We start from the raw sequence: 23,345 nt of genomic DNA on the forward strand, positions 1-23,345 counted from the left end.
GTGCGGGCGGTTAATGTGCTGCCGCCCGCACTTCGGCCGACGATATCGGAGCTCAGTCGTCGACCTCCCACTCCGCAGGCAGGGTTCGGTGCGTACGTAACGGCGACCGGAGCAGCAGCACGATAGGGATGGCCATGACTGCGACGCCGGCCCATAAGGCTGTCTGCGCTGACCATACGCCGGCGACGAACCCGCCGAGCATGGTGCCGAGAGGCGTCGCGCCCTGTGTCACGACCGCGGCCGCAGCGGTGACGCGGCTCAGGTATCGATTCGGTGTGACGCGTGCTCGTAGTCCCGCGACCGCCACCGAACGGCCGACCAGGGCCGTTCCGAGAAGCACCTGGCTGACTGTGATCAGGATGATCGCCTGATCAGTCAGCAGTCCGGCCAACGGCAGAAATACCATCGCGACCGGTGCCAGGCCCGAGAAGACCATCGTCATCCGGATCTCGCCGAACCGTCGTCGCAGCCACGGGCATACCAGCGAGGCGCCGAGCCCGGCGATCGCGCCGACCGTGGACAACGCACCGAACAACCATGGTGCGATGGCGAGGGTGTCGAGCAGGAAATAGGCCATCACCGCCATGAGGATGCCCGCACCGAGGTTGTTCACCGCTGTCTGCCCGAGCAGCAGCCTGAGCAGGGGCTGGCGGAAGACGATCCGGACGCCGTCGGCGATCTCGGCACGGAAGTTGCGCTGCGCTTGCTCCGGCACAGGCGGTTCGACTGGATGAATGCGGCGGACCAGGATCGCGGAAGCGAGCTGGCACATTGCCGCGACACCATAGAGGACGGGCGCGGCGATGGATTGGGCCGCGGCGCCCGCCGCCGCAGGGGCGATGACGCTGATGGAGGTAGACGACGTCGTAAGTCGCGCCTTGGCGTCGGATACCCGCTTCTTGGGCAGGATCAGCGGTAGCACGCTCAGGTGCGCGATCCCGAAGAACACCCCCGCGACGCTCAGGATCACCGCCACCAGCATGAGCTGAACCACAGTCAGCGCACCGGCGAAATAGGCGAGGGGGATACTCGCGAGCGCGATGACATATGCCAGTTCGGCCGCCGACAGTACGGTGCGTTTGGGCAGCCGATCGACCCATACCCCCGCCGGGAGCCCGAACAGTAGATAGCCGATGTTGGCACACATCGCGATGAAGGCCATCTGCACGGGTGACGCGCCCAGTAGGATCACCGCGCTGATCGGTAGCGCGAAACGCGCGATTTCACCCGATGCGTCGCGAAACCCGTTCGCCAGCCATAGGTTACGGAAATCGGCGACCTTCAATACCTCCGTCCGGTCTTCTTCGGCCACCGTCATCACGCCGACACCTCCTTCGCAACTGCCGATCCCGTGCTGCCCGGCGCGGCGAGATGCAGGCCCGAGCCGCACTGCGTCACTATCCGGGCCTGCGCGATCGAGTAGTTGTGGTCGAGAGTCGATAGTCGGTGACAGCATTCGTCGATCGGCGGATGTCGAACCCGACCTACTCGGCCTGTGCCGTCGACGATATGGTCGGTGTGCGGGTCGATCCAGAACAACGGGATATCGCCGCCGAGCAGTTGCCGGGCTTCTGATGCGATGATCTCGGGGCCTACGGTCGTCCGTGAAAACCGACCCAGCTGCTCGACCAATCGATCGAAGATCTCGCGTTGGGAAGCGGTGGATGGCGAAAGGGCGACCATCGCCGACAGCCGCGCGTATCCGGGCGTCGAGTAAACGATCGCCCGGGACAGCGATTCTCGGGGACAGGATCGGAGCACGTCCACCAACGCATGCCGGTTCCGGCGAATAGTCGCGTAACCGTGTGACAGGCCCGCGCGGAACTCCTCGAGGTAACCAGACAGGTTCTGGACGTGGCTGCCGATGCGGGTCGGCTTGCTGGCGAGCCTGGTAGTCATGCGAACGGTGAGGCCGCTGTCCGGCTCCGACGCCTGCAGAGACGGGAAGTTTCTCGAGACGCCGGGTGTGTTGGTCGCCATGAAGCCCGCAGATACTTCCGTCCGAGCGCTCGCGGGATCTTGAAGTAGCAAGGTGGTCAGCACGTTCCGCTCGCGGTCGAAGGGACTGGGGGCGAGTACGGTCTCATCATCGATGATGGCGATGGCGTTGCCGGCGGGCGCGATATTGCCATAGTGTAGATCGACGGTCCCCAGGCAGTCGGTCCCGGCCGCGAAAAGCCCTGCCCGGTACCAGAATTCCTCGCCTGGCATGGTGGCAGGGGATGGAACCGGGACCGCGCTCTGGAGGTACCCGTCGAGTACCGAGATATCAGGTGGGATGTGAACGGACGCGGAGAGCTCGGCCGCATCGAAGAACGCGGTGAGCATGTCGCCGCGCGAGTACCGGCCGGGTTTGTAGTACTGAACCACCTCTGCGCTGGAGACTTTCGTGGTCGTTCGACCGCCACGGTGGGGGTCGCCGAGGCCGGGTTGGATGCGGACTGGTTCGGCGCCGCTCGTAGTCAGCGCTTCGTGCAGACGCGCGGCTTCGTCGAGACAGTGCGATATCTGCGGCTCCACCACGCCGCCCCAGATGGTGGGGTCATCGTCGAATACGCGATAAGCGAGTTCGGGCAGCAGCCGATCGGCATTGCCGATGTGGACCGGGGTATGGGTCTCCTCGGACACGACCGCGATCCGCAGAATCAGGTACCGCAGCCATCCGTGCCGCATCCGGGTGAGGTCGAGGTATTCGGGGACGCGGTGCGCCTCATGGAGGTAGTTGTCGAGTGCATCGAGAACCACCAGGTCATAGTCGGAATATCGCATGAGAACCTCCCCGTTTCTCGCCGGCCGACCCGCGAAGCGGAGATCGACCGTGCTCCCGGATTCCGATGGTAGCCGTGGAGGTGCTCATTGCGGACGTTCGCGCGCCTGCCGCGACTATCAGTGATATGGATCACAAACCGGCCGATGGATGATGCTTCCTCGCAAGCTCAATCGGTTGGTCTCGGCGTGTGAACCGCATTGTGAGTCTTCTATTTAGAGTCATCGAGCAGCGAGTGCCCAGCTAGGGGGAAGATCGTCTCGGAATGGTTTCCGGAACTCTGATCGCAGCGATCCGCATCCGTCCGGTTGCTGAGCAGAAAGGTCACCGACCGTCGCTCGTCCCCACGGAAAGTGCCACTGGTCGTGGTCTGCAAGTCTTGCTAATGTCCGAAGGGTGATCGCTGATCACTCAGTCGAGAACTGAAGGGAGGGAAATCATGAGCACTTCGCTTACTACCACCATTGGGAAGTACATAACTGTCGAGGAATTCGACAAGATCTTCGAGGATCCGACTGCGGTAGTTCGGACCAACGACGCCGCCACGGCCGAGGCCGACTAGGCGACATTCATTGCGGGCAGGCGTTTCGGTTGCCTGCCCGCAATGCATCGGGGGTCGGGGTCAAGAGAGGGAAAAATAGTGGGGGGAAACGTCACGGTTTACGCGGGTCCGACGCTGACTCCGGATGATGTGGCCGAATTCGACTTGAAGAACGGTACGACGACGGTGTTCCGGCCGCCGATCAAGCACGGGGATCTTTTCGGGTCGACACTGGGGGCCGAGGAGACCATTGTCGTCATCGACGGCCTCTATCACCAGAATCCGGCCCTGCGACACAAGGAATACCTGCATGCGTTGGCTATCGGTGCCCGGCTGATCGGTGCGAGCAGCATCGGTGCGATCAGGGGCGCTGAGCTGTCCCGCTTCGGCATGGAGGTCGTCGGAGTGGTCGGCCGGTGGTACCAGCAGGGCGATATCGATTCGGACGCAGACGTCGCAGTCGCGCACCTCGACGAGGAACACGGGTGGCGGCCCTTGAGCGTTCCGTTGGTGAATGTTCGGTATGCCGCGCAACGCAGCGGCCTGGATATTCCCATTGCCGAGAGAACTGTTGCGATCGCCCGCGAAATCTTCTACGCCGAACGTTCCGAGGCAGCACTGGCCAACGCGATCGAAGGCGAGCTCGGTGCGGATGTAGCAGCAGCTGTCCTGCCGGAGCGGAAGCTTCGGACGGAACATGATGTCAAGAAGCTCGATGCGCTCGCCGCGCTACGACGGGCACATTTCGCTGGAGCGGCATCGGAGGACGATGGGGCGCAGCTGATGGCGGCGGCGGATTGGCGAACCCCGTACTTCTATCAGTGGCAGAACAATGCGATCGAGTCGGGCCGGCTGATAGCCAGGGTCGAATATCAGCAGCTTTACCGCACAGAATTCCCTGCGATATGGCTGAAGTACCTGGATTACGTATCCGAAAACCCCTACGATTCCTCACCGGGACGTAGTATCGGCGAGCGGTTCGGATCAATGACCTCGACCGCATCGCTGGACCGGATACCTCAGGTCTTCCTGCCTCGATACAGACTTGCCGATGAGCGGACGGTATCGATCCTGCTATCGGCGGAAACGGCAGCGGATGTATCCCGTGTCTGCCAGGCGCATGTTGCGGAATCGGAACGTAGAATTCCAGGATCCAGACAGCTCAAGGCCGACGTCGCCGACGGCCTGCTGCGTGAGCTGTGGCCATCCCGGTACCCGCTCGAAGAGGAGTGTCGTCGCCGCGGGTTCGCTGGTGTCGGGCCCGCACGGCGCGCATTGCGCCGCTTCATCTTCAGTCATCACGACATAGTCCGGGGGATCTCTGATGGGCACTCTGATCGACGACCGTGAACTAGCGCCGAAGATTCGGCTTGACGGCACCGCGCGAGCACGCACCGCGGACCACACCTGGCTCCGGATAGAACCGCACCTCGAGACTGCGGGCATCACCAGGGTCGCCGACGTCACCGATCTCGACTACGTACGGATTCCTGTGGCGATGGCGGTCCGGCCGCTGTCGGAATCGCTGTCGGTTTCGCAGGGCAAAGGCGCCAGCAGACAGCTGGCGAAGATATCGGCCGCGATGGAATCCCTCGAAACCTGGCATGCGGAGAATATCGGCCTTCCCACGGTGCGCGCGGAGCATTCCAGCGACGATCTGGGCTACGACCTGACAGCGCATTTCGGGAGCCATCTCTGCCGTCCGCTGCTGATGGACGAGGTGCTCGAGTACTACGCGGCAACGACCATGATCTCCGGCGAGCCGATCGCTGTTCCGCGTGGTCTGGTGGACATCAGCTTCGCGCGGTGCGACTTCCGGATGAATCCCTTTCGAGAGACGAGTTCGGGACTCGCATCGGGTAACGAGCCGGATGAAGCCGCACTGCACGGGCTCTACGAGATCTTCGAACGTGACAGCACAGCCCGGCTCGGCGCTCCCGGGGATCGGATCCCGATCGACCCGCGATCGGTGCGGGACACCCACTGCGCTTTCCTGATCGAGCGCATGATGGAAGCCGGGTGGGACCTCACTCTCGATGCGGTACCTTCTCGCTTCGGTGTACCGACATTCATCGCGAGCGTCTTCTCGCACGAGTATCCGCTCGAATGCGCCGGGGCAGGGACGCACGGAGACAGCGCAATCGCGATGAGCCGCGCCCTCACCGAGGCCGCGCAGACGCGGCTTACCGGAATATCGGGTACCCGCGACGATCTGCCGGTGGTGCCGGTATGGGAGCTTTTGGCCGTCGGCCCGCGTCAGATGAACGTCGTCGAGACGCGGTCGGTGCAGGAAGCCGAGGCGGAATGCGGGTTCCGTTCCATCGATGGCGCCACCATCACCGACGATCTCCAGGAAGCGGCACGGCGCGCACTGTTGGTTACCGGGTTCGAGCCGGTCGTTCTGGATCTGACCGCTGCGGGGATGCGGTCGGACCTGGCGGTGGTCAAGGTTCTGTTGCCCGGTGCGGTGGCCGACCGCCGTGGCGGCATACCGGGTCCATCCGAGATGCAGGCACAGCGAGCCGGTTGAATGGCGATGATCAGCGCGGTGCAGGCCGCTTTCATCGTGTCTTTGCCGGTCAATACCTTCGCGATCACAAAGTGCCTGATGCTCGGCCGTCGGGCCTTGAGCTGGAACTTCTCGCCAGTCTTCGGGGTAGCGCTGCCGCATCGACTGGTGCTGATCGGAAACGTCGCTGCTCCGCCGTGCCTCAGCATGGCTCTGCTGGCGCTGCAGGAGCGTGACCTCCTCCGCAACGTCGTCGTCATCGGGTTGTTCGGGTTCTGGTTGCTCTGCAAGAACCTCCGGGTGTCGAACCACTCGTTCCTGGCGGTCGTCACGATTGTCGTGCTGTCGCTGAGCGGCGGCGATCGGGGAGGAGCCGCGACCGCGACGGCGGCGATACTTGCGGCGATGTACGCGGCGGCCGGGATCGCCAAGCTCAACCGCGGCTACCTCCGGGGTGATCGCAGCCTCGGCCGACGCGTTGTCGAGCTGAACCTGAACAACAATTCAGCCTTGCTCGCCCGTACGCCGGATAACCTGCGGCGGTTGCTGAGCTTCGGCGCCATGGTGGTCGTGCCCGGCGCAGAAATACTTCTCGCCCTGGCGATGATCGGTGGCGCGCCGTTGCTGTGGTGTCTGCTCGTCGGCCTGTTGCTGCACTTCGCCTTCGGGATCAGCGGCAACTTCGAATTCTCCATGGTGGCGGCCGCAGTGTGGTTGGCGTTGGTGGTGCTGTCGCAGCCGGTGTCGATGGGACAGATAGTCGAACGCATCGTGTCATCAGGCCCTGGATTCGCCGCATACCTGGTGACGCTGCTGGTAGCGACCAGTGCTTGGCAGTGCACCTGGCAGTACCTCGACCGGCGCGCCGGCCTGGTGAACGAACTGTTCGCGGCGTCGTGCTTCGGCACGCTGGCCTGGATCGCGCTGGTTACGGTTGACGCTGCCGTGACGGTGACTGTGGGGGTCGTTCCCTTGCTGCTGATGCTCGGCGCGACGATAGGCGCGGTGGGAATCGGCGCCCGTCTGGAATTTTCCTTCGCGATGCTGTCCAATTTGCGCCCGTACGGGACCGAGTGGATCTATTTCTTGCCGCGCCCGCAGGGCAAACCTTCGTATTACTTTCTGAAGCTTCCCCAGCGGATCCCGGTGTCAGTACTGGGCGAAGTGCCACCCACATTTCTCAAGGCGGCGACTTCCGGCGAGATGGCCGTGCACCAGGCGACTGCTATCCGGCTGGCCCGCGTGTTCCGCGACCATGGAGCAACTCTGGTTGCCTGCCGAGCGCTCGCGGATGTGAACCGCGGCAGGATGGTGCCCGCGGCGCCGGACGATCCCGCAGCCTGGAGCGATCTGTCCGCCGATCGACAGCGTTGCCTGCTGTTTCCTCCGTTGATCCCGGCTGATCTTTCCGACCCTGTCGTCGGCTGATCCGATGTGTCGGTAGGTCAGTTCGATCGAATCCTGCGCCACCATCGCGCCGTCGCGATCTCGAATTCCTCCCAGAAGATTTCGTTGGATTCTTCGCCGTGCCCGAGGCCGTTGCGTAACACCGCCCAATCCAGCCGGCCCGATCGACCCGCCGAGGTGACGATCGGACGAAGATGCTCGACGATATGGGAGGTATCACGGTCGTTGGCGCGGACCGCGGCACAGAAATTGTCGTTGCGGAACTCTTCTTCGAACAGCGTGCAGACCCGGTGGGGCAGCCGCCGCGGACCGGCTGCGGTTGGTTCGCAATACGGGTCGACGGCCAGCCCGAGAGGGAGCGATGAGCGATAGTTCTCCCACCAGGAGAGGTCTGGCGGGTAATTCTGGGGCGCATAGGCGAAGGCCATTGACGGCATCGACGGCGATGCTGCTCGCCACGCGAAACGAATGGCGGCGTAGCCGCCGGCCGACCAACCGTTCCAGACAATGCCGTCGAGATCGTTCCGCCGAGCGATGTCGATCGTCAGAGCGATCAGCTCGTGAGCAACAGGCTCGGCCTGGAGGAACCAGCCAATGCGGGATTCCGGGTGCATTCGTAACACCGGGTCGGAGACGAAGATGGTGATCGCGCCCAGCTGTGCCGACGATGTGAAGCGGCCAAAGATCGGCGGCTGGTACTTGGGCCGCGTCACCATCCCGTGAAAGTTGACCAGAAGATAGGGCTTGCGGCGCAGCGCAGGGTAGGCGACGGCGAAGTCGAGGACGCGATGTAGTTCGCTGCCCTGCGGCCCGTCAGTGAGGGTTCCGCGCTCGACCCGCGCATATCGGGCTCGGGCGCCCGGGCCCGATGGCAGGATGTAGCCGTCGTGTTCGGTCATGATTCCCCCATGAAACCAACCGCTCCGGTGAGCAATCCGGGCATCCTCAGCATATCTGTCGACTGGCGCGGACGGCTCGGCCAGAGCCGCTGATTCGTGCCCGGGGGGGGGGGCGACGCCCTTGTCGATATCTAGAACGCGTTCTAAATTCGATGGGGTGACGCAGGAGTCGGCCGAAGTTCTCGGGCTGTGGAATATCGCCGCGGCCCAGCCGGAGCGCATTGCGCTGATCGCACCGACCGGCCGCGAGGTGAGCTACCGGGAACTGGCCGCTCTCGCCGACCGGTATGCCGGTGGGCTGCGGGCGCTCGGGCTGCGCGCCGGCGACGCCGTGGTGAGCCTGCTGCCGAATTGCGTGGAGGCGGTCGCGTTCTCGTTCGCGGCCCATCGGAGCGGGCTGTACCTGGTGACGGTGGACTGGCATCTGGCGGTGCCGGACATCGCCCACGTGCTCATCGACAGCGAGGGCAAGGCGTTCGTTGCCGGCAGGCGGTTCGCCGAGTCGGCTCGGCTGGCTGCCGACGCCGCGGATCTGCCTGCCGCCGCGCGGTTTTCGGTGGGCGCGATCGAGGGCTTCAAATCGGTGGCCTGGCTCGGTGCGGCGGGGATCCGGCGGCCGGGGGAGCGCACCGATCCCGATGTGGTCGCACCGCACACCACCGGCTCGTTCGGGCCGGCGCCGCACGGCATCCATGTGCATCTGGCCGGGCTGCCGCTGTACCGGTTCGAGGCGCTCGATTCCCTTACCGCTGCGGTGCAATCGGGGCACCGGGTAGTCCTGATGGACGGTTGGGACGCGGCCGAGGCGCTGCGGTTGATCGAACGACATCGCGTGACCCACAGCCGTTTGTCACCGGCCCTGTTCGACCGGCTCCTCGCACTGCCGGAGGCGATCCGATCCCGCTACGACCTGTCGTCGCTACGGCGGATCGTGCACGGACCGGAGCCGTGCTCCCCAGACCTCGAACAGCGGATGACCGACTGGTGGGGCCCGGTGTTCACCGATTACCGGAGCCCGACCGAGGGCGGCCCGGTCGACGGCGCCGTCAGCGTCGACGACGCGGCCGGCCGTGACCGCCACTCGGATCTGATTCCCGGCTGAGCGGGACTCAGACGGCTTCGCGCAGCTCCGGCTCCAGGCCGAACAGCGGGAACAACTTCTCGGTGTCGAGGAAGAAGTTGAGCCCGGAGATCTCCCCGTCGGTGAGTTCGAGGACGGTGATCGACCACGGCACCCACACGCCCGGCTCGCCACTCGGCTTGTAGTGGCCGAAGGCGGGCAGGCCGTTGGCGCCCTCGAGCCGCACCAGGCGCGAATCGCGGCAGGCCGCTCCGTGGCCGAGCATGAACTCCGCGACATTCGCCGGGCCGGACACCCAGAACTCGAGCGGCGGCATGGACAGCGCCACATCGGTTTTCAGCAGGGTGGTGAGGGTGTCCATATCGTAGGACTCGAAGGCCTTGACGAAATCGTCGACGAGCCTGCGCTGCTCCTCATCGGTCTCGTCGTAGGTGTCGGTGACCGCGGGCTGGACCTTGGACATGGTGGCGCGGGCGCGTTGCAGCGCGCTGTTGACCGAGGCCGGCGACATGGTGAGCGCCTCGGCCGTCTCGCTGGCGGAGAAGCGCAGCACCTCGCGCATGATCAGGATGGCGCGCTGGGTGGCGGGCAGGTGCTGACAGGCGGCGACGAAGGCCAGCCGCAGCGTGTCCTTTGCGGTGGCGTGTTCGGCCGGATCGGCGCCGAAGGCGAGCGCGTTGGGGATCGGCTCGACCCAGACGTAATCCGGCTGCGGCGCCGACAGCGGCGACTCCGGGCTCGACGGCCCGGACAGATCCATCGGCCGGGCCCGGCGCTGCGGACCGTCGAGCATGTCCAGGCAGACGTTGGTGGCGATCCGGTACAGCCACGACCGCAAGCTGGCCCGGCCCTCGAAGCTGTCGTAGGCCTTCCAGGCGCGGGTGAAGGTTTCTTGGACCGCGTCTTCGGCCTCGAACGAGGAACCGAGCATGCGGTAGGCGTAGGCGCACAACTCGCGGCGGTGTACCTCGAAGGAATCCATGACTTCCGCCGTGGCGGTGCCCGTCATCTCGCTCATGGATGCCACTGTGGCACAAGCCACCGACAACAAACAGGCATCGCGATGATCGTTTGCCGATGGAAAGACCACGTCAGCCACAGAAATCGCACCAGTACCCCCAGTAACGGGTAACGGCGCCCGGGTTGTTTTCGGCGGCTGCGATGAGTTTCCGGAACCGGCCACGTCTCTATGGGTGAAGCGAGAAGCACACACCGACCGAGAGGCCGAAAAGACAATGAGCAGCAAGATGATCTTCATCAACCTCCCCGTGACCGACCTCGAGCGGTCCAAGGGCTTCTACGAGGCGCTCGGCTGGAAGGTCAACCAGGACTTCACCGATCAGAACGCCGCCTGCATCGTGATCGACGACAACATCTGCCTGATGCTGCTGACCAGGGAATACTTCGCCACCTTCACCAAGCGGCCGATCGCGGACACCAACGCGACCGCAGCCGCGGGCTACGCGCTCTCGCTCGGCAGCGCGCAGGAAGTGGACCAGCTGACCGACGCCGCCGTGGCCGCCGGCGGGCGGGAAGAAGTCAACGAGGACAAGCGCGCCCAGGAAGCCGAGGTGGGCATGCACGGGCGCACCTTCCTCGACCCCGACGGCCACCAGTGGGAGCCGTTCTGGATGGACTACCCCGGCGCCAACTGAGCGCGGACGCCCACAGCGCAGACAGCACAACGTCCCCGGCGCGTCGAGCCCGCCGGGGACGTTGTGACGTTCGCGCCGCTTGCTACTTGCCGGTGAAAGTGGGCTTGCGCTTCTCGGCGAAGGCCTTCGGCCCCTCCTTGGCGTCGGCCGACTTGAAGACCGCCATGCCGAGTTCGGCGTCGATCTTGAACGCGTCGTTCTCCGGCATGGCCTCGGTGTCGCGGATGGTCTTCAGGATGGCCTGCACCGCGAGCGGGCCGTTGGCCGCGATCAGTCCGGCCAGCTCCAATGCCTTGTCGAGCGCTGTCCCGTCCGGCACCACGTGCCCGATGAGGCCGATCTCCTTGGCCTCGGCCGCGGTGACGTGGCGTCCGGTGAGCAGGATGTCGGCGGCGACGGTGTAGGGAATCTGGCGCACCAGCCGCACGGCCGAGCCGCCCAGTGGGAACAGGCCCCAACGTGCCTCGGACACACCGAATTTCGCGCTCTCGCCGGCCACCCGGATATCGGTGCCCTGCAGGATCTCGGTACCGCCTGCGATGGCAGGGCCCTCGACCGCGGCGATCAGCGGCTTGGTGAGCCTGCGGCCCTTGAGCAGCGCTTCGATCTTCGACAGGTCCCAGCCGCCGCCGGAGAAGGAATCGCCGGGATGCTGCGAGGTCATCGCCTTCAGATCCGCGCCGGCGCAGAAGGCGCCGCCCGCGCCGGTGAGGATCGCGACCCGGATATCGGGATCGTTGTCGACCTGATCCCAGGCGTCGCGCATGATCGCCATCATCTCGCCCGACAGGGCGTTCTTCGCTTCCGGCCGGTTCATGGTGACGATGAGAACGTGGTCGCGCTTCTCGACGAGGCAGTGCGGCATCGCGGAAATCTCCTGGCTCGAGGACGTGGTGTGAAAAGGCACCCTTGTCAGGAACAGTAACACGTTCTATTTTTAGGTCTGTGAGCTACAACATAGCGGACCTCATCGAGCACACCATCGACCTCATGCCCGATCGCGTCGCACTGGTCGACGACGTTCGCGAGGTCACCTATGCGCAGTTGGAGGAGCGGACCAACAAGCTAGCCCATTACCTGCGAGAACAGGGTGTCCAGCCGGGTGACAAGGTGGGCATCTACTCGCGCAACACGATCGAGGCCGTCGAGTCGATGGTCGCGGTGTTCAAGGCGCGCGCGGTGATGGTCAACGTGAACTTCCGTTACGTCGAGAACGAGTTGCAATATATCTTCGATGATTCGGACATGGTCGCGTTGATCCACGAGCGCCGCTACACCGACAAGGTGACCGCCGTGCGGCCGAACGTACCGAAGTTGAAGACCGTGATCGTGGTCGACGACGATACCGTCGACCAGGTGCCCCTCGCGGCGGATTCGGTCGAATACGAGGCCGCACTCGCCGCCTCCTCGGGCGAGCGCGATTTCGGCGAACGTTCCCCCGACGACATCTTCATGCTCTACACCGGCGGCACCACCGGCATGCCGAAGGGCGTGATGTGGCGCCAGGAAGACTGGTGGCGGGTGCTCGGCGGCGGCACCAACTTCGGTACCGGCGAGAAGATCGAAGACGAATGGACGCAGGCCAAGGCCGGCGCCGCCGGTGCGGCGATGGTGCGCTATCCGATCCCGCCGATGATCCACGGCGGCTCGCAGGCCGCCACCTTCCACGGGCTGTTCGACGGCGGTAAGACCGTCATGCTGCCGGAGTTCAGCGGCCACAGCGTGTGGCAGGCGATCGATCGGCACGGCGTGAACATGATCTTCATCACCGGCGACGCGATGGCCCGCCCGATGCTGGACGCGCTGCGCGAGGGCAACCCGGAAACCGGTGAGCCGTACAAGCATTCGAATCTGTGGGCGATGGCCAGCAGTGCCGCGCTGTTCTCCCCGACGCTCAAGGATCAGTACCTGGAGCTGCTGCCGACCACCGTCATCACCGATTCGATCGGCTCCTCGGAGACCGGGTTCGGCGGCTTGGCCATCGCGGCCAAGGGCGCCACCCACACCGGCGGCCCCCGGGTGAAGATCGACGCCTCCACCGAGGTGCTCGACGAGGACGGCAATCCGGTCGAGCCCGGTTCGGGCAAGGTCGGCATGCTCGCCCGCAAGGGCCACATCCCGCTCGGCTACTACAACGACCCGGTCAAGACGGCCGCGACGTTCAAGGAGTTCAACGGTGTTCGCTACTCGATCCCGGGTGATTACGCCCGCGTCGAGGAGGACGGCACCGTCACCATGCTCGGCCGCGGTTCGGTGAGCATCAACAGCGGCGGCGAGAAGATCTACCCGGAGGAGGTCGAGGGCGCCCTCAAGACCCATCCGGAGATCTTCGACGCTCTCGTCGTCGGTGTGCCGGACGAGCGCTGGGGGCAGCGGGTCGCCGCCGTCGTCCAGTGTCGCGGCGACAAGCGCCCCAGCCTCGATGAACTGCGCCCGATCCTCACCAAGGAAGTCTCGTCCTACAAGCTGCCACGCAGCCTCTGGTTCGTCGACGAGATCAAGCGTTCTCCCGCCGGTAAGCCGGATTACCGCTGGGCCAAGGCGCAAACCGAAGCCCGCCCGGCCGATGAGCACGCCGAGGTGAGCAGTAAGTAGGCCGTCCCACGGCAAGGGCCACCGCGAATTTCGCGGTGGCCCTGTGGTTTTCTACAGCCGTGGTCTGGCCTAGGGGTGCAGGCCGAGCACTTTCGTGAGTTGATCCGCGATCTCGGGGACTTCGTCGGTCTCGCCGCTGGCAATTGAGATCATCAGGTCATAGGCAAGGCCCTCGTCAAGACCTGTGATGTCGATACCGTTCAGGTCGAGGAACACCATTCCTGCCGTGAACGCGATTCTTTTGTTGCCATCGACAAGCGGATGGTTCCTCGCGAGTGACTGCATGAGGGCGGCAGCCTTCCCCCACAGGGTCGGATAGGCGTCCGCGCCGAAAACGGTAGCTTGTGGACGGGCCGCAGCCGATGCAAGCAGGCCGTGGTCGCGCACGATGTATTGCTGGCCAACGCTGATTTCTGCGATCGCATATAGATCCGCGACCGTCAGGTAGTGGACGGGCTCGGTCATTCGGCCAGCCGGTCGAGCAGCTTGCGGTGACGTTCGGCGATTCGCTCTGCCGATGCGCGAACTCGGCTGCTCGCCCTCTCTGTCATTGCCTCAGGGACCACAGCGGCGACACGGCGACCGTGGCGAGTGAGGTGAATGACATTGCCGGCTTCGGCGGCGGCGATCACCTCGGCCAGTCGTTCCCTGGCTTCGCTGACAGGGATGTCCGACTCATCGGGCATGGGTAAGGCGGTCATGGTGGTAATCGTACGAAATTGCGAAAGTTTTGTACAAATACCAGCAGGCCGAGTTGGGCTAGGGCTCGCGGATCAGAACCATGATCTCGTCCGTGGACATGCCTGCTATGGCCGTGCTGCTCGCCGTCCCACGCAGGCGGCGGACGATACGTTGGCCACGACTGGCCGAAGCAAGGGACGAACTGGGCCGTTGCCCAGTATCGTCGGCTGTGATCATCGGATCGTCGCCGCTGCGCGGATGGTCGCTACCGTCGGTTGCCACGCACACCACGATAGTGCGCACCACTCATATCAATCACCGATTATTCACCGGCGCCTCAGGCCGAGTCGTCCAGGTGCTCGGCGATGGGGAGCAGGTGGTCCGGGGCGGGGCCGAGGGCGAATTCGTTGTGTTTGGCGGCGGTGAAGTAGTTCTGCACGATGTGGTCGCGGTCGATGCCGACGCCGCCGTGCACGTGGACGACGGTGTGGGCGATGCGATGGCCGGCTTCGGCGGCCCAGAACTTGGCGGTGTGCACGGCCGGGGCTGCGGGTAGGTCTTCCGACAGCTGCCAGGCGGCCTGGGTGACGGTCAGGCGCAGGCCACCGAGGTCGATGTAGGCGTCGGCCAGGCGCTGGGCGACGGCCTGGAAGCTGCCGATGGCCTTGCCGAACTGTTCGCGCTCGCGGGCGTACTCGGCCACCAGTTCCAGGGCGCGGTCGAGGGTGCCGAGTTGCTGGGCGCTGAGCCCGAGCCAGGCGCGCAGCAGCAGCCAGTCCAGGATCTCGGCGCCGGCGTCCACGGTGCCGAGCAGCTGGGCCGGGGAGTCGGTGAACTCCACCAGGAACTCCGCGCTGCGGTCGACCACTTGCTGGGCGGTCACCCGCACCGAGGAGTGCGACGGATCGACCAGGAACACGGCGGCCTGCCCGGACACGATGGCGGGCACCAGAATCCGGTGCGCCCGGTCGGCGACCGGGACGGTGGTCTTGGTGCCGGTGATCCGCCAGCCGTCCGCGGTGTCGGTGGCGGTGGTATCCGGGGTCGCGGTGTCCCAGTTGTGTTCCTCGGTCAGCGCGGCGGTGAGGATCAACTCGCCAGCACCGGCCCGCCGGGCGAGCTCACGCTGTTCGTCATCGCCGTACCGGGCGAGTGCACCCGCGCCGAGCACGATCGACGATAGATACGGGACAGCCGCCACGTACCGGCCGAGTTCGCGCAGGATCGAGGTCTGTTCGAGTACGCCGAAGTCATTGCCGCCGACGGCCTCCGGCAGGGCGGCGGCGAGCACACCGGTCTCGGCCAGCGATTGCCACAGCGGTTCATCGAACCGCACCTCGGCGGTGTCGAGTTCGCGCAGCCGGTCATCGGTGACCAGCTTGGCGCATACCTCGCCGGTCAGCCGGGCCAGATCGCCCTGGGCCTCGGTTGGGGTGAAATCCATGGTGAGTTCCTGCTTTCGAAATCCGGTCTCAGCGGGCGGCGGCGGGCTGCTTCAGCGCGGTCATGGCGATGATGTCGCGCTGGACCTCGTTGGTGCCGCCACCGAAGGTCAGGATCAGCGCGGCCCGGTGCATCCGCTCGAGCCGTCCGCGCAGCACCGAGCCGGGGGAGTCCTGGCGCAGGTAGGCCTGCGGTCCGAGCACCTCCATCAGCAGCCGGTAGGCCTCGGTGGCCAGTTCGGTGCCGTACACCTTGCACGCCGAGGCGTCCCACGGCCGCGGCGCCGCGTCACCGCCCGCGTCGGCGCGGCTGGCGATCTCCCAGTTCAGCAGCTTCAGGTATTCGACCTTGGCGTGCACCTTGGCCAGGTTCAACCGCACCCATTCGCGGTCGATCACCCGTGAGCCGTCCGAGGATTTGGTCTCGCGCGCCCACTCGACGGTCTGGCGCAGCGCCAGCGCCAGCGGCGCGGAGGAGGTGAGCGCGACCCGCTCGTGGTTGAGCTGGTTGGTGACCAGCGGCCAGCCGCCGTTCTCCTTGCCCACCAGCGCGGTGACCGGCACGCGCACGTCCTGGTAGTAGGTGGCGCTGGTGTCGGGCCCGGCCATGGTGTGCACCGGCGTCCAGGAGAAGCCCTCGGCGTCGGTGGGCACGATCAGCATGCTGATGCCCTTGTGCTTCTTGGCCGTCGGATCGGTGCGGCAGGCCAGCCAGACGTAATCGGCGTAGGCGATGAGGCTGGTCCACATCTTCTGGCCGTTGATGACGTATTCATCGCCGTCGCGCACTGCGGTGGTGCGCAGCGAGGCCAGGTCGGTGCCCGCACCGGGCTCGGAGTAACCGATGGAGAAGTGCAGCTCACCGGCGGCGATCTTGGGCAGGAAGAATGTCTTCTGCTCCTCGCTGCCGTAATGCATGATGGTCGGCGCGACGGAGTTGATGGTCAGGAAAGGCACCGGCGCGCCCGCGATGGCGGCCTCGTCGGTGAAGATCAGCTGATCGAGCATCGGCCGGTCCTGGCCGCCGAACTCTTTCGGCCAGCCCAGCGCCAGCCAGCCGTCGCGGCCCATCTCCCGCACGACCTCGCGGTAGACGTTGCCCTGCCCGTATTCACCGGTCTGCGCGCTGAGCGCAGCGCGGCGTTCGGGGGTGATCAGCGTGGCGAAGTAGTCGCGCAGCTCCGCTCGTAGCTGTTGCTGCTGCGGCGTGTAGGCGATGCGCATGGGCGTTACCTCGGGCCTTCATTCATCGAATAGGGACACCCGGATAGGAAACCGGCGTTCCGATCATTGCATATCGACTGAAACATGTTCCAGTATTGATAGTGGATCCACTCGATGTCCGCCCGCGCGGCGGCATCGGCTTGTTACTCTTCGGCGACAGCCGCGGTGAAGGAGTTCTGATGAAGGTCGTTGTTGATCTCGACCAGTGCGAAGCGAACGGAATCTGTGTCGGAATCGCCCCCGACGTGTTCGAACTCGACGATGAAGACGTGCTGCACATTGCCGAGGGTGAAGTGCCCGCCGATCGCGTCGCCGAGGTGGAGGACGCGGTCGCGCAATGCCCGAAAGCAGCGCTGAAATTGTTGTAATCGGCTCTTGCCGTGAACTGGAACACGTTCTAAAGTCGGCCCGGTGAACGATAACGATGTGAGCCTTGCCGGACGTGTTGCGATCGTGACCGGGGCGGGTGCCGGCCTCGGTCGCGCCGAGGCGCTGGCCCTCGCCGGTGCCGGCGCCTCTGTCGTCGTCAATGATCTGGCCGATTCCGAAGCCGTGGCGCAGACCATGGCCGATATTCGCGCGCTCGGCGCGAAAGCGGAGTTCGTCGCGGGCAGCGTCGCCGAGCGGTCCACCGCCGACGAACTGATCCGCACCGCCACCGAGGCCTTCGGTGGGCTCGACATCGTGGTCAACAACGCGGGCATCACGCGGGACCGGATGCTGTTCAATATGTCCGACGAGGACTGGGACGCCGTGATCGCGGTGCACCTGCGCGGCCATTTCCTACTCAGCCGCAATGCGGGCGCCTACTGGCGCGGCAAGTCCAAAGCGGCGGGCGGTCCGGTCTACGGCCGCATCGTCAACACCTCGTCCGAGGCCGGGCTGCTCGGTCCGGAAGGGCAGGCGAACTACGGTGCGGCCAAGGCCGGTATCACCGCGCTGACCTTGTCGGCGGCGCGCGCCCTCGCGCGTTTCGGCGTGCGGGCCAACGCGATCTGCCCCCGGGCCAGGACCGCGATGACCGAGGCGGTCTTCGCGGACGCCCCAGAGGGTGCGGTCGACCCGCTCTCGCCGGACCATGTCGCGCGGCTGGTGGCCTATCTGTCCTCGCCCGCGGCCGACGCGGTGAGCGGTCAGGTCTTCGTGGTGTACGGCCCGATGGTCGCGCTGATGGCCGCGCCGGAGGTCGAGCAGCGCTTCGACGCGACGGGTGAACAGTGGTCGACCGGTGATCTGGCCGCCACGCTGAGCGGGTACTTCGCCCAGCGCCCGGAAGGTCGTACCTTTTCTGCAACGTCGCTACACGCACTGGGCTGACCAGCCCCATTGCCCGTCCGTCCGCTCGACCGCTTCCTGAACGGCCGTCCAAGAGTTGATCGGCCGTCCAGTAGTTGGTAGACATGGGGATCGTATGTGCCAGGGCTCACAACAGTGATGCTCAACACGTATGAACCAGGTTCCAATCTTGCTGTCTGAGATTGAATCGAAATAGCAGTTCAAATAGGGCCAAAAGCCCCACAGAGTCTTAGTGAACGTGTTCTACTTGTCCGGGGTGCGGGGCGGTTGCGGCCGCCGCGTCCGTCAGCAGGACCAGTAGTCAGGCAAGGAGGATCGCCGATGAACGAGGTCCTTGCCGTGCCATTGCGGGCGGTCGGCGGGTTCTTCGACCTCACGGCGGAGGTGGCGCGTGCCAGCATGCGCCGGCCCTTCCAGGCACGCGAGTTCGTCGACCAGTCCTGGTTCATCGCGCGAGTCTCGATCGTGCCGACCCTGCTGGTAGCCATACCTTTCACCGTGCTGGTGAGCTTCACGCTGAACATCCTGCTGCGCGAGATCGGCGCGGCCGACCTCAGCGGCGCGGGCGCGGCCTTCGGCGCGGTGACCCAGGTCGGCCCGATCGTCACGGTGCTCATCGTGGCCGGCGCCGGCGCCACCGCCATCTGCGCCGACCTCGGCGCACGCACCATTCGCGAGGAAATCGACGCGATGAAGGTGCTCGGCATCGACCCGATCCAACGACTCGTGGTCCCGCGGGTGCTCGCATCGATGTTCGTCGCGCTGTTGCTCAACGGCCTGGTGTGCACCATCGGCATCCTGGGCGGATTCCTGTTCTCGGTGCTGCTCCAGGATGTGAATCCGGGCGCCTTCGTCAACGGGATCACCCTGCTCACCAACCTGCCCGAGCTGGTCATCTCCGAGGTCAAGGCGGGCCTGTTCGGCCTGATCGCCGGCCTGGTGGCCTGCTATCTCGGGCTCAACGTCAAAGGCGGCCCCAAGAGTGTCGGTGATGCGGTGAACCAGACCGTGGTGTTCGCGTTCATGGCGCTGTTCGTGGTGAACGTCGTCGTCACCGCCGTCGGCATCAAGTTCGCGGTGCGGTGATCCGATGGCCTTCGTGATCCAGTCCCGGTTCCCCCGCATGGTGCGGCGGGTGCGCCGGATGTCGAATTCGATAGACGAACTCGGCAAACAGGCCGTGTTCTACGGCCGCGCGATCGGTTCGATGCCGAAGGCGCTGGTGCACTACCGCACCGAGACCATCCGGCTCATCGCCGAGATCAGCATGGGCACCGGTGCGCTCGCCGTCATCGGCGGCACCGTGGTGATCGTCGGGTTCCTGACGCTGTTCACCGGCGGCACCATCGCGGTACAGGGCTACAGCTCGCTCGGCAATATCGGCGTCGAGGCACTCACCGGCTTCTTCGCCGCCTTCATCAACGTGCGTATCGCGGCGCCGGTGATCTCCGGTATCGGCCTGGCCGCCACCATCGGCGCCGGTTCGACCGCGCAGCTGGGTGCGATGCGGGTGGCCGAGGAAATCGACGCGCTCGAATCCATGGGCATCCGGCCGGTGCCGTACCTGGTGGGTACGCGGGTGCTGGCCGGGATGATCGCGATCATCCCGCTGTACTCGCTCGCGGTGATCGCCTCGTTCGTCGCCAGCCGGTTCGCGACGGTGGTGATCTATGGGCAGTCCGCCGGCGTCTACGACCACTACTTCTCCACCTTCTTGATCCCGAGCGACATCCTGTGGTCGTTCGTGCAGGCGATCTTGATGGCGGTCGCGGTGATGATGATCCACACCTACTACGGCTTCCACGCCGCGGGCGGTCCGGTGGGCGTCGGCGTCGCGGTGGGCAACGCGGTGCGCGCCTCCCTGGTCGCGGTGGTCACGGTGACGCTGCTGGTCTCGCTGGCCATCTACGGCACTTCCGGCAACTTCAACCTCTCCGGATAGCGGCATGGTGAACACGAAAACTTCGGGGCGGTCGTCGGGTCTGGCGGCACGGCTGCGCAGCCCGCTCGGACTGAAACTGGCCGGGCTCGGGCTCGTGCTGTTCATGGTCGCGGTGGTGACCGTGTCGATGATCATGTTCGTCGGCGGGTTCACCCAGACCGTCGCGGTGGCGGTCAAGGCGCCGCGCAGCGGCCTGGTGCTCGACCCGGACGCCAAGGTCAAGGTGCGCGGGGTCGAGATCGGCCGGGTCTCCGATATCGAGCTCGGCGACGACGGCGCGACGATCAATCTGGCGTTGAACCCGGATCAGCTGAAGCTGGTGCCCGCCAACGCCGGCGTCGACATCCGCTCGACCACCGTGTTCGGTGCCAAGTACGTGAACTTCACCGTTCCCGAGGAGCCGTCGGCCGAGTCGCTGAAACCCGGTGCGACGGTGGCGGCGAGCAAGGTGACCGTCGAGTTCAACACGCTGTTCCAGCATCTGTCCGATGTGCTGGCCCAGGTCGAGCCGGAAAAGCTCAATGCCACCCTGGCCGCCCTCGGCACCGCGCTGCAGGGCCGCGGCGAGAAGCTCGGCGATCTGCTCGTCAACAGCGAGGCCTTCCTGCGCGACATCAACCCGAGTCTGCCCACGCTGCAACGAGATCTGGCCACCACCGCGCAGGTCACCGATATCTACGCCGATACCGTCGGCGATCTGCTGCGCACGGTCGACAACGCGATCGTCACCAGCGGCACCATCGTCGACGAGACCGCGGGGGTGGACGCGCTGCTGGCGAACCTGACCGGCCTGGCCGATACCGCAGGCTCGGTGTTGCGCGACAACGAACAGCCGCTGGTCACCGCGCTGGACCTGCTGCGGCCCACGAGCGAACTGCTCTACGAGTACCGGCCCGCGTTGTCGTGCCTGATCCTCGGGCTCGGCAAGGCGCTACCGCTGGGTGAGGCGGTCTTCGGTGGGCTCCAGCCCGGCGTCGCGCTGAACGCGAGCTTCATGTACGGCCACCCCGCCTACACCTATCCGGAGGATCTGCCGAAGGTGAATGCCACCGGCGGGCCGCACTGCGCGGGCACCGTGGACCGGGAGCCGGGCACGCACGCGGACTACGTCGTCACCGATACCTCTGAGGGCGCGCCGTACGCGCCGTCGACGCAGCTGACGATCAACGCGCCCAAGGTTTTCCAGATTCTGTTCGCCGGGCTTCCGGGGGTGCGCCAGCCGTGAGGAATACCGCAACGAAAGTCAAGCTTGGCATCTTCACGCTGGTGATGACGCTGATCTTCACCGGCCTGGTGATCGTGTTCAGTGAGGTGCGCTTCGCCAGGGAAAACGGCTACAACGCCGTGTTCACCAGCGCCTCGGGCATGCTGCCCGGCGACAAGGTGCGCATCGCGGGTGTCCCGGTGGGTTCGGTGACGTCGGTGGACGTCGGCAAGGACCATCTGGCCCACGTCGAGTTCGACGTCGACCGGAAGTTCAAGCTGTACAGCAGCACTCGCGCCACCATCCGGTACGAGAACCTGGTCGGCGACCGCTACCTGGAACTGCTCGAGGGCCCGGGGTCGGCCGACATCCTGCCCGAGGGCAGCACCATCGGCCTGGAGCAGACCGCGCCGGCACTGGATCTGGACATGCTGCTCGGCGGATTCAAACCGCTGCTGCGCGGCCTGGATCCCGCGCAGGTCAACGACTTGACCAACGCCCTGCTCCAGGTGTTCCAAGGCCAGGGCGGCACGCTGGTGTCGCTGCTCAACAGCGGCGGCTCCTTCGCCAAGACGCTGGCCGACCGCGACGCCCTGATCGGCAGCGTGATCGACAACCTCAATGCCGTGCTGGCCACCATCGACGAGCGCGACGAGCAGTTCACCACCACGATCAACGAATTGCAGCGGCTGGTCAGCGGATTGGCCGCCGACCGTGATCCGATCGGCGCCGCGCTGCCCCGGATCGCCGGCGCCACCGGTGACCTCACCGATCTGCTCACGCAGGCGCGTCCGGATCTGAAGAACACCGTCGCGCAGATCGACCGGGTCGCCACCAACGTCAACAACGGTTCCGACACCGTGCAGTGGGTGCTCGAGCGGCTGCCCGAGACCTATCGGCAGTTGATCCGCATCGGTTCCTACGGATCGTTCCTGCAGCTGTATGTCTGCGAGACCAACTTCCTCGTCGACGGTCCGGACGGCAAGCCCATGAGCGTGGTCTTCCCGGGCGGGCAAGATACCGGAAGGTGTGCGAGCGAATGAGTGAGAAGTCAACGCCCGCAACAACGATCGGCGTCGTCGGTCTGGTGCTCGCGGTGACGGTCGCCTTGTCGGCGCTCCAGTTCGACCGGCTGCCCTTCATCCGTTCCGGCGCCACCTTCACCGCATTCTTCGCCGACGCGGGCGGGCTGGTACCCGGCGACGACGTGCAGGTGGCCGGTGTGCGGTCCGGGCAGGTCGAGGACGTCGAGCTGGACGGGGCGAAGGTGCTGGTCACCTTCACCCTGAACGAATCCATCGTGCTCGGCGACAAGACCTCGGCCGCGATCAAGACCAATACCGTGCTCGGCCGCAAATCGCTCGAGGTCACCCCGGACGGCCCCGGCGCGCTGCGCGTCGACGACACCATCCCGCTGGACCGGACCACCTCGCCGTACTCGCTGAACGAGGCGCTCGGCGATCTGGCCGACACCGTGGGCGGCCTGGACATGGACCGGGTGGACCAGACCCTCGACGCCCTGTCGGCCACCTTCGCCGATACGCCGGAACCGCTGCGCAACGCCCTCGACGGCATCACCGCGCTCTCCCGCACCATCAATACCCGTGACCAGGCGCTGTCGGATCTGCTGACGCGCGCGCAGAACGTCACGAAGATCCTGTCCGACCGCGCGACCCAGCTCAACGCGCTGCTGCTGGACGGCAACGAGCTGCTCGGCGAGCTGGATCGGCGGCGCACCGCGATCAGCCAGCTGATCGTCTATGTCAACGGGCTGGCCCAGCAGCTGTCCGGCCTGGTGGCCGATAACGAGGCGCAGCTGCAACCGGCGCTGGACAAGCTGAACTCGGTACTCGACCTGCTCCAGCGCAACCGGGACAACATCTCCCAGGCGCTCGACGGCCTCGGCCCGTTCGCGGCCGCGCTCGGTGAGCAGGTCGGCAGTGGTCCGTACTTCCAGGCCTACGTCGTCAACGCGACCAGCCCCGGCTTGCAGATCCTGGTGGATTCGCTGGTCTGGCCGCAGAACCTGCCCGAATCGTTGCGCGGGTACTTCGACCCGATGCCGTCCATCGGACCCGCGATCCAGGAGCCGCCGCGATGAC

The 23,345-nt window shown here is 65.6% G+C and carries 23 protein-coding genes; 14 read left to right on the top strand and 9 right to left on the bottom strand.

Features of this window, described 5'->3' with window-relative positions:
* Window positions 1-52: 52 nt before the first annotated feature.
* Entirely contained in the window at window positions 53-1,318 is a 1,266-nt protein-coding gene (locus AC4HOU_RS13420; RefSeq protein WP_163813997.1) for an MFS transporter, read from the bottom strand.
* Window positions 1,318-2,769, bottom strand: a complete 1,452-nt coding sequence (locus AC4HOU_RS13425; RefSeq protein ID WP_195020548.1) for a DUF4135 domain-containing protein — start codon at window positions 2,767-2,769, stop codon at window positions 1,318-1,320. The genes AC4HOU_RS13420 and AC4HOU_RS13425 overlap by 1 nt, the downstream gene beginning before the upstream one ends.
* A 437-nt stretch (window positions 2,770-3,206) precedes the next feature.
* On the opposite strand from AC4HOU_RS13425, the gene AC4HOU_RS13430 reads away from it, so the two are divergent.
* The 4 genes from AC4HOU_RS13430 to AC4HOU_RS13445 all read left to right on the top strand — a co-directional run bounded on the left by AC4HOU_RS13430 (window position 3,207) and on the right by AC4HOU_RS13445 (window position 7,245).
* Entirely contained in the window at window positions 3,207-3,329 is a 123-nt protein-coding gene (locus AC4HOU_RS13430; protein ID WP_256673307.1) for a hypothetical protein, read from the top strand.
* 129 nt (window positions 3,330-3,458) lie between these two features.
* Window positions 3,459-4,658 (top strand): TfuA-like protein, encoded by a 1,200-nt coding sequence (locus AC4HOU_RS13435; RefSeq protein ID WP_163813999.1) that lies wholly within the window; start codon window positions 3,459-3,461, stop codon window positions 4,656-4,658.
* Window positions 4,633-5,838 carry a YcaO-like family protein gene (locus tag AC4HOU_RS13440; protein WP_163814000.1) on the top strand — a complete coding sequence of 402 codons (1,206 nt, stop codon included), beginning with the start codon at window positions 4,633-4,635 and terminating at the stop codon, window positions 5,836-5,838. Before AC4HOU_RS13435 ends, AC4HOU_RS13440 begins: the two co-directional genes overlap by 26 nt.
* A complete protein-coding gene (locus AC4HOU_RS13445; RefSeq protein WP_163814001.1) occupies window positions 5,839-7,245 on the top strand; it encodes a hypothetical protein in 1,407 nt (468 codons plus the stop codon).
* Window positions 7,246-7,262: 17 nt separating this feature from the next.
* On the opposite strand, the gene AC4HOU_RS13450 is transcribed toward AC4HOU_RS13445, so the two are convergent.
* Window positions 7,263-8,123: a hypothetical protein gene (locus AC4HOU_RS13450; protein WP_194989705.1), complete on the bottom strand. Its 861-nt coding sequence runs from the start codon at window positions 8,121-8,123 to the stop codon at window positions 7,263-7,265.
* Window positions 8,124-8,280: 157 nt separating this feature from the next.
* Between AC4HOU_RS13450 and AC4HOU_RS13455 the strand changes: the two genes are divergently transcribed.
* Window positions 8,281-9,225: an AMP-binding protein gene (locus AC4HOU_RS13455; RefSeq protein ID WP_490724560.1), complete on the top strand. Its 945-nt coding sequence runs from the start codon at window positions 8,281-8,283 to the stop codon at window positions 9,223-9,225.
* 7 nt (window positions 9,226-9,232) lie between these two features.
* Here AC4HOU_RS13455 and AC4HOU_RS13460 read toward each other — a convergent pair whose 3' ends face one another.
* Window positions 9,233-10,222 (bottom strand): sigma-70 family RNA polymerase sigma factor, encoded by a 990-nt coding sequence (locus tag AC4HOU_RS13460; protein ID WP_163814004.1) that lies wholly within the window; start codon window positions 10,220-10,222, stop codon window positions 9,233-9,235.
* A 217-nt stretch (window positions 10,223-10,439) separates the two neighbouring features.
* Here AC4HOU_RS13460 and AC4HOU_RS13465 point away from each other — a divergent pair, with 217 nt between their 5' ends.
* The gene (locus AC4HOU_RS13465) at window positions 10,440-10,859 is read left to right on the top strand and encodes a VOC family protein (RefSeq protein ID WP_163814005.1); all 420 of its coding nucleotides are present in this window, start codon (window positions 10,440-10,442) and stop codon (window positions 10,857-10,859) included.
* An 82-nt stretch (window positions 10,860-10,941) separates the two neighbouring features.
* Here the strand turns inward: AC4HOU_RS13465 and AC4HOU_RS13470 are convergent, their stop codons facing one another.
* A complete protein-coding gene (locus tag AC4HOU_RS13470; protein ID WP_051016139.1) occupies window positions 10,942-11,724 on the bottom strand; it encodes a crotonase/enoyl-CoA hydratase family protein in 783 nt (260 codons plus the stop codon).
* A gap of 80 nt (window positions 11,725-11,804) precedes the next feature.
* On the opposite strand from AC4HOU_RS13470, the gene AC4HOU_RS13475 reads away from it, so the two are divergent.
* Window positions 11,805-13,454, top strand: coding sequence for an acyl-CoA synthetase (locus AC4HOU_RS13475; RefSeq protein ID WP_163814006.1), 1,650 nt, complete (start codon window positions 11,805-11,807; stop codon window positions 13,452-13,454).
* A 69-nt stretch (window positions 13,455-13,523) separates the two neighbouring features.
* On the opposite strand, the gene AC4HOU_RS13480 is transcribed toward AC4HOU_RS13475, so the two are convergent.
* The 4 genes from AC4HOU_RS13480 to AC4HOU_RS13495 form a co-directional block, all read right to left on the bottom strand.
* Window positions 13,524-13,919, bottom strand: a complete 396-nt coding sequence (locus tag AC4HOU_RS13480; protein ID WP_194989708.1) for a type II toxin-antitoxin system death-on-curing family toxin — start codon at window positions 13,917-13,919, stop codon at window positions 13,524-13,526.
* Window positions 13,916-14,155, bottom strand: a complete 240-nt coding sequence (locus AC4HOU_RS13485) for a type II toxin-antitoxin system prevent-host-death family antitoxin (protein ID WP_194989709.1) — start codon at window positions 14,153-14,155, stop codon at window positions 13,916-13,918. The genes AC4HOU_RS13480 and AC4HOU_RS13485 overlap by 4 nt, the downstream gene beginning before the upstream one ends.
* Before the next feature lie 317 nt (window positions 14,156-14,472).
* Window positions 14,473-15,579 carry an acyl-CoA dehydrogenase family protein gene (locus AC4HOU_RS13490; protein WP_490724561.1) on the bottom strand — a complete coding sequence of 369 codons (1,107 nt, stop codon included), beginning with the start codon at window positions 15,577-15,579 and terminating at the stop codon, window positions 14,473-14,475.
* Between the two features lie 28 nt (window positions 15,580-15,607).
* Complete coding sequence (locus AC4HOU_RS13495; RefSeq protein WP_490724562.1) at window positions 15,608-16,801, bottom strand: acyl-CoA dehydrogenase family protein; 1,194 nt, start codon at window positions 16,799-16,801, stop codon at window positions 15,608-15,610.
* Between the two features lie 179 nt (window positions 16,802-16,980).
* Here AC4HOU_RS13495 and AC4HOU_RS13500 point away from each other — a divergent pair, with 179 nt between their 5' ends.
* From AC4HOU_RS13500 to AC4HOU_RS13530, 7 genes are all read left to right on the top strand, one after another.
* Window positions 16,981-17,169: a ferredoxin gene (locus tag AC4HOU_RS13500; RefSeq protein WP_081597139.1), complete on the top strand. Its 189-nt coding sequence runs from the start codon at window positions 16,981-16,983 to the stop codon at window positions 17,167-17,169.
* Window positions 17,170-17,212: 43 nt separating this feature from the next.
* Complete coding sequence (locus AC4HOU_RS13505) at window positions 17,213-18,118, top strand: 3-oxoacyl-ACP reductase (RefSeq protein WP_194989712.1); 906 nt, start codon at window positions 17,213-17,215, stop codon at window positions 18,116-18,118.
* Window positions 18,119-18,418: 300 nt separating this feature from the next.
* Window positions 18,419-19,183: an MlaE family ABC transporter permease gene (locus AC4HOU_RS13510; protein ID WP_163814010.1), complete on the top strand. Its 765-nt coding sequence runs from the start codon at window positions 18,419-18,421 to the stop codon at window positions 19,181-19,183.
* A gap of 4 nt (window positions 19,184-19,187) precedes the next feature.
* Window positions 19,188-20,039 (top strand): MlaE family ABC transporter permease, encoded by an 852-nt coding sequence (locus AC4HOU_RS13515; protein ID WP_163814011.1) that lies wholly within the window; start codon window positions 19,188-19,190, stop codon window positions 20,037-20,039.
* A 4-nt stretch (window positions 20,040-20,043) separates the two neighbouring features.
* Window positions 20,044-21,264, top strand: a complete 1,221-nt coding sequence (locus AC4HOU_RS13520; RefSeq protein WP_490724563.1) for an MCE family protein — start codon at window positions 20,044-20,046, stop codon at window positions 21,262-21,264.
* Window positions 21,261-22,286, top strand: a complete 1,026-nt coding sequence (locus tag AC4HOU_RS13525; RefSeq protein WP_490724564.1) for an MCE family protein — start codon at window positions 21,261-21,263, stop codon at window positions 22,284-22,286. The genes AC4HOU_RS13520 and AC4HOU_RS13525 overlap by 4 nt, the downstream gene beginning before the upstream one ends.
* A complete protein-coding gene (locus tag AC4HOU_RS13530; protein ID WP_194989713.1) occupies window positions 22,283-23,344 on the top strand; it encodes an MCE family protein in 1,062 nt (353 codons plus the stop codon). The genes AC4HOU_RS13525 and AC4HOU_RS13530 overlap by 4 nt, the downstream gene beginning before the upstream one ends.
* The last annotated feature ends 1 nt before the right edge of the window (window position 23,345 follow it).

It is taken from the genome of Nocardia sp. JCM 38205 (assembly GCF_058222935.1).

Excerpts from the sequence above, each read along its gene's own strand:
- AC4HOU_RS13520 (WP_490724563.1), top strand. The coding sequence starts at position 20,044 with ATGGTGAACACGAAAACTTCGGGGCGGTCGTCGGGTCTGGCGGCACGG.
- AC4HOU_RS13510 (WP_163814010.1), top strand. The coding sequence starts at position 18,419 with ATGAACGAGGTCCTTGCCGTGCCATTGCGGGCGGTCGGCGGGTTCTTC.
- AC4HOU_RS13460 (WP_163814004.1), bottom strand. The coding sequence starts at position 10,222 with ATGAGCGAGATGACGGGCACCGCCACGGCGGAAGTCATGGATTCCTTC.
- AC4HOU_RS13485 (WP_194989709.1), bottom strand. The coding sequence starts at position 14,155 with ATGACCGCCTTACCCATGCCCGATGAGTCGGACATCCCTGTCAGCGAA.
- AC4HOU_RS13450 (WP_194989705.1), bottom strand. The coding sequence starts at position 8,123 with ATGACCGAACACGACGGCTACATCCTGCCATCGGGCCCGGGCGCCCGA.
- AC4HOU_RS13430 (WP_256673307.1), top strand. The coding sequence starts at position 3,207 with ATGAGCACTTCGCTTACTACCACCATTGGGAAGTACATAACTGTCGAG.
- AC4HOU_RS13420 (WP_163813997.1), bottom strand. The coding sequence starts at position 1,318 with ATGACGGTGGCCGAAGAAGACCGGACGGAGGTATTGAAGGTCGCCGAT.
- AC4HOU_RS13495 (WP_490724562.1), bottom strand. The coding sequence starts at position 16,801 with ATGCGCATCGCCTACACGCCGCAGCAGCAACAGCTACGAGCGGAGCTG.
- AC4HOU_RS13470 (WP_051016139.1), bottom strand. The coding sequence starts at position 11,724 with ATGCCGCACTGCCTCGTCGAGAAGCGCGACCACGTTCTCATCGTCACC.
- AC4HOU_RS13490 (WP_490724561.1), bottom strand. The coding sequence starts at position 15,579 with ATGGATTTCACCCCAACCGAGGCCCAGGGCGATCTGGCCCGGCTGACC.
- AC4HOU_RS13480 (WP_194989708.1), bottom strand. The coding sequence starts at position 13,919 with ATGACCGAGCCCGTCCACTACCTGACGGTCGCGGATCTATATGCGATC.
- AC4HOU_RS13445 (WP_163814001.1), top strand. The coding sequence starts at position 5,839 with ATGGCGATGATCAGCGCGGTGCAGGCCGCTTTCATCGTGTCTTTGCCG.
- AC4HOU_RS13440 (WP_163814000.1), top strand. The coding sequence starts at position 4,633 with ATGGGCACTCTGATCGACGACCGTGAACTAGCGCCGAAGATTCGGCTT.
- AC4HOU_RS13530 (WP_194989713.1), top strand. The coding sequence starts at position 22,283 with ATGAGTGAGAAGTCAACGCCCGCAACAACGATCGGCGTCGTCGGTCTG.
- AC4HOU_RS13465 (WP_163814005.1), top strand. The coding sequence starts at position 10,440 with ATGAGCAGCAAGATGATCTTCATCAACCTCCCCGTGACCGACCTCGAG.
- AC4HOU_RS13515 (WP_163814011.1), top strand. The coding sequence starts at position 19,188 with ATGGCCTTCGTGATCCAGTCCCGGTTCCCCCGCATGGTGCGGCGGGTG.
- AC4HOU_RS13425 (WP_195020548.1), bottom strand. The coding sequence starts at position 2,769 with ATGCGATATTCCGACTATGACCTGGTGGTTCTCGATGCACTCGACAAC.
- AC4HOU_RS13500 (WP_081597139.1), top strand. The coding sequence starts at position 16,981 with ATGAAGGTCGTTGTTGATCTCGACCAGTGCGAAGCGAACGGAATCTGT.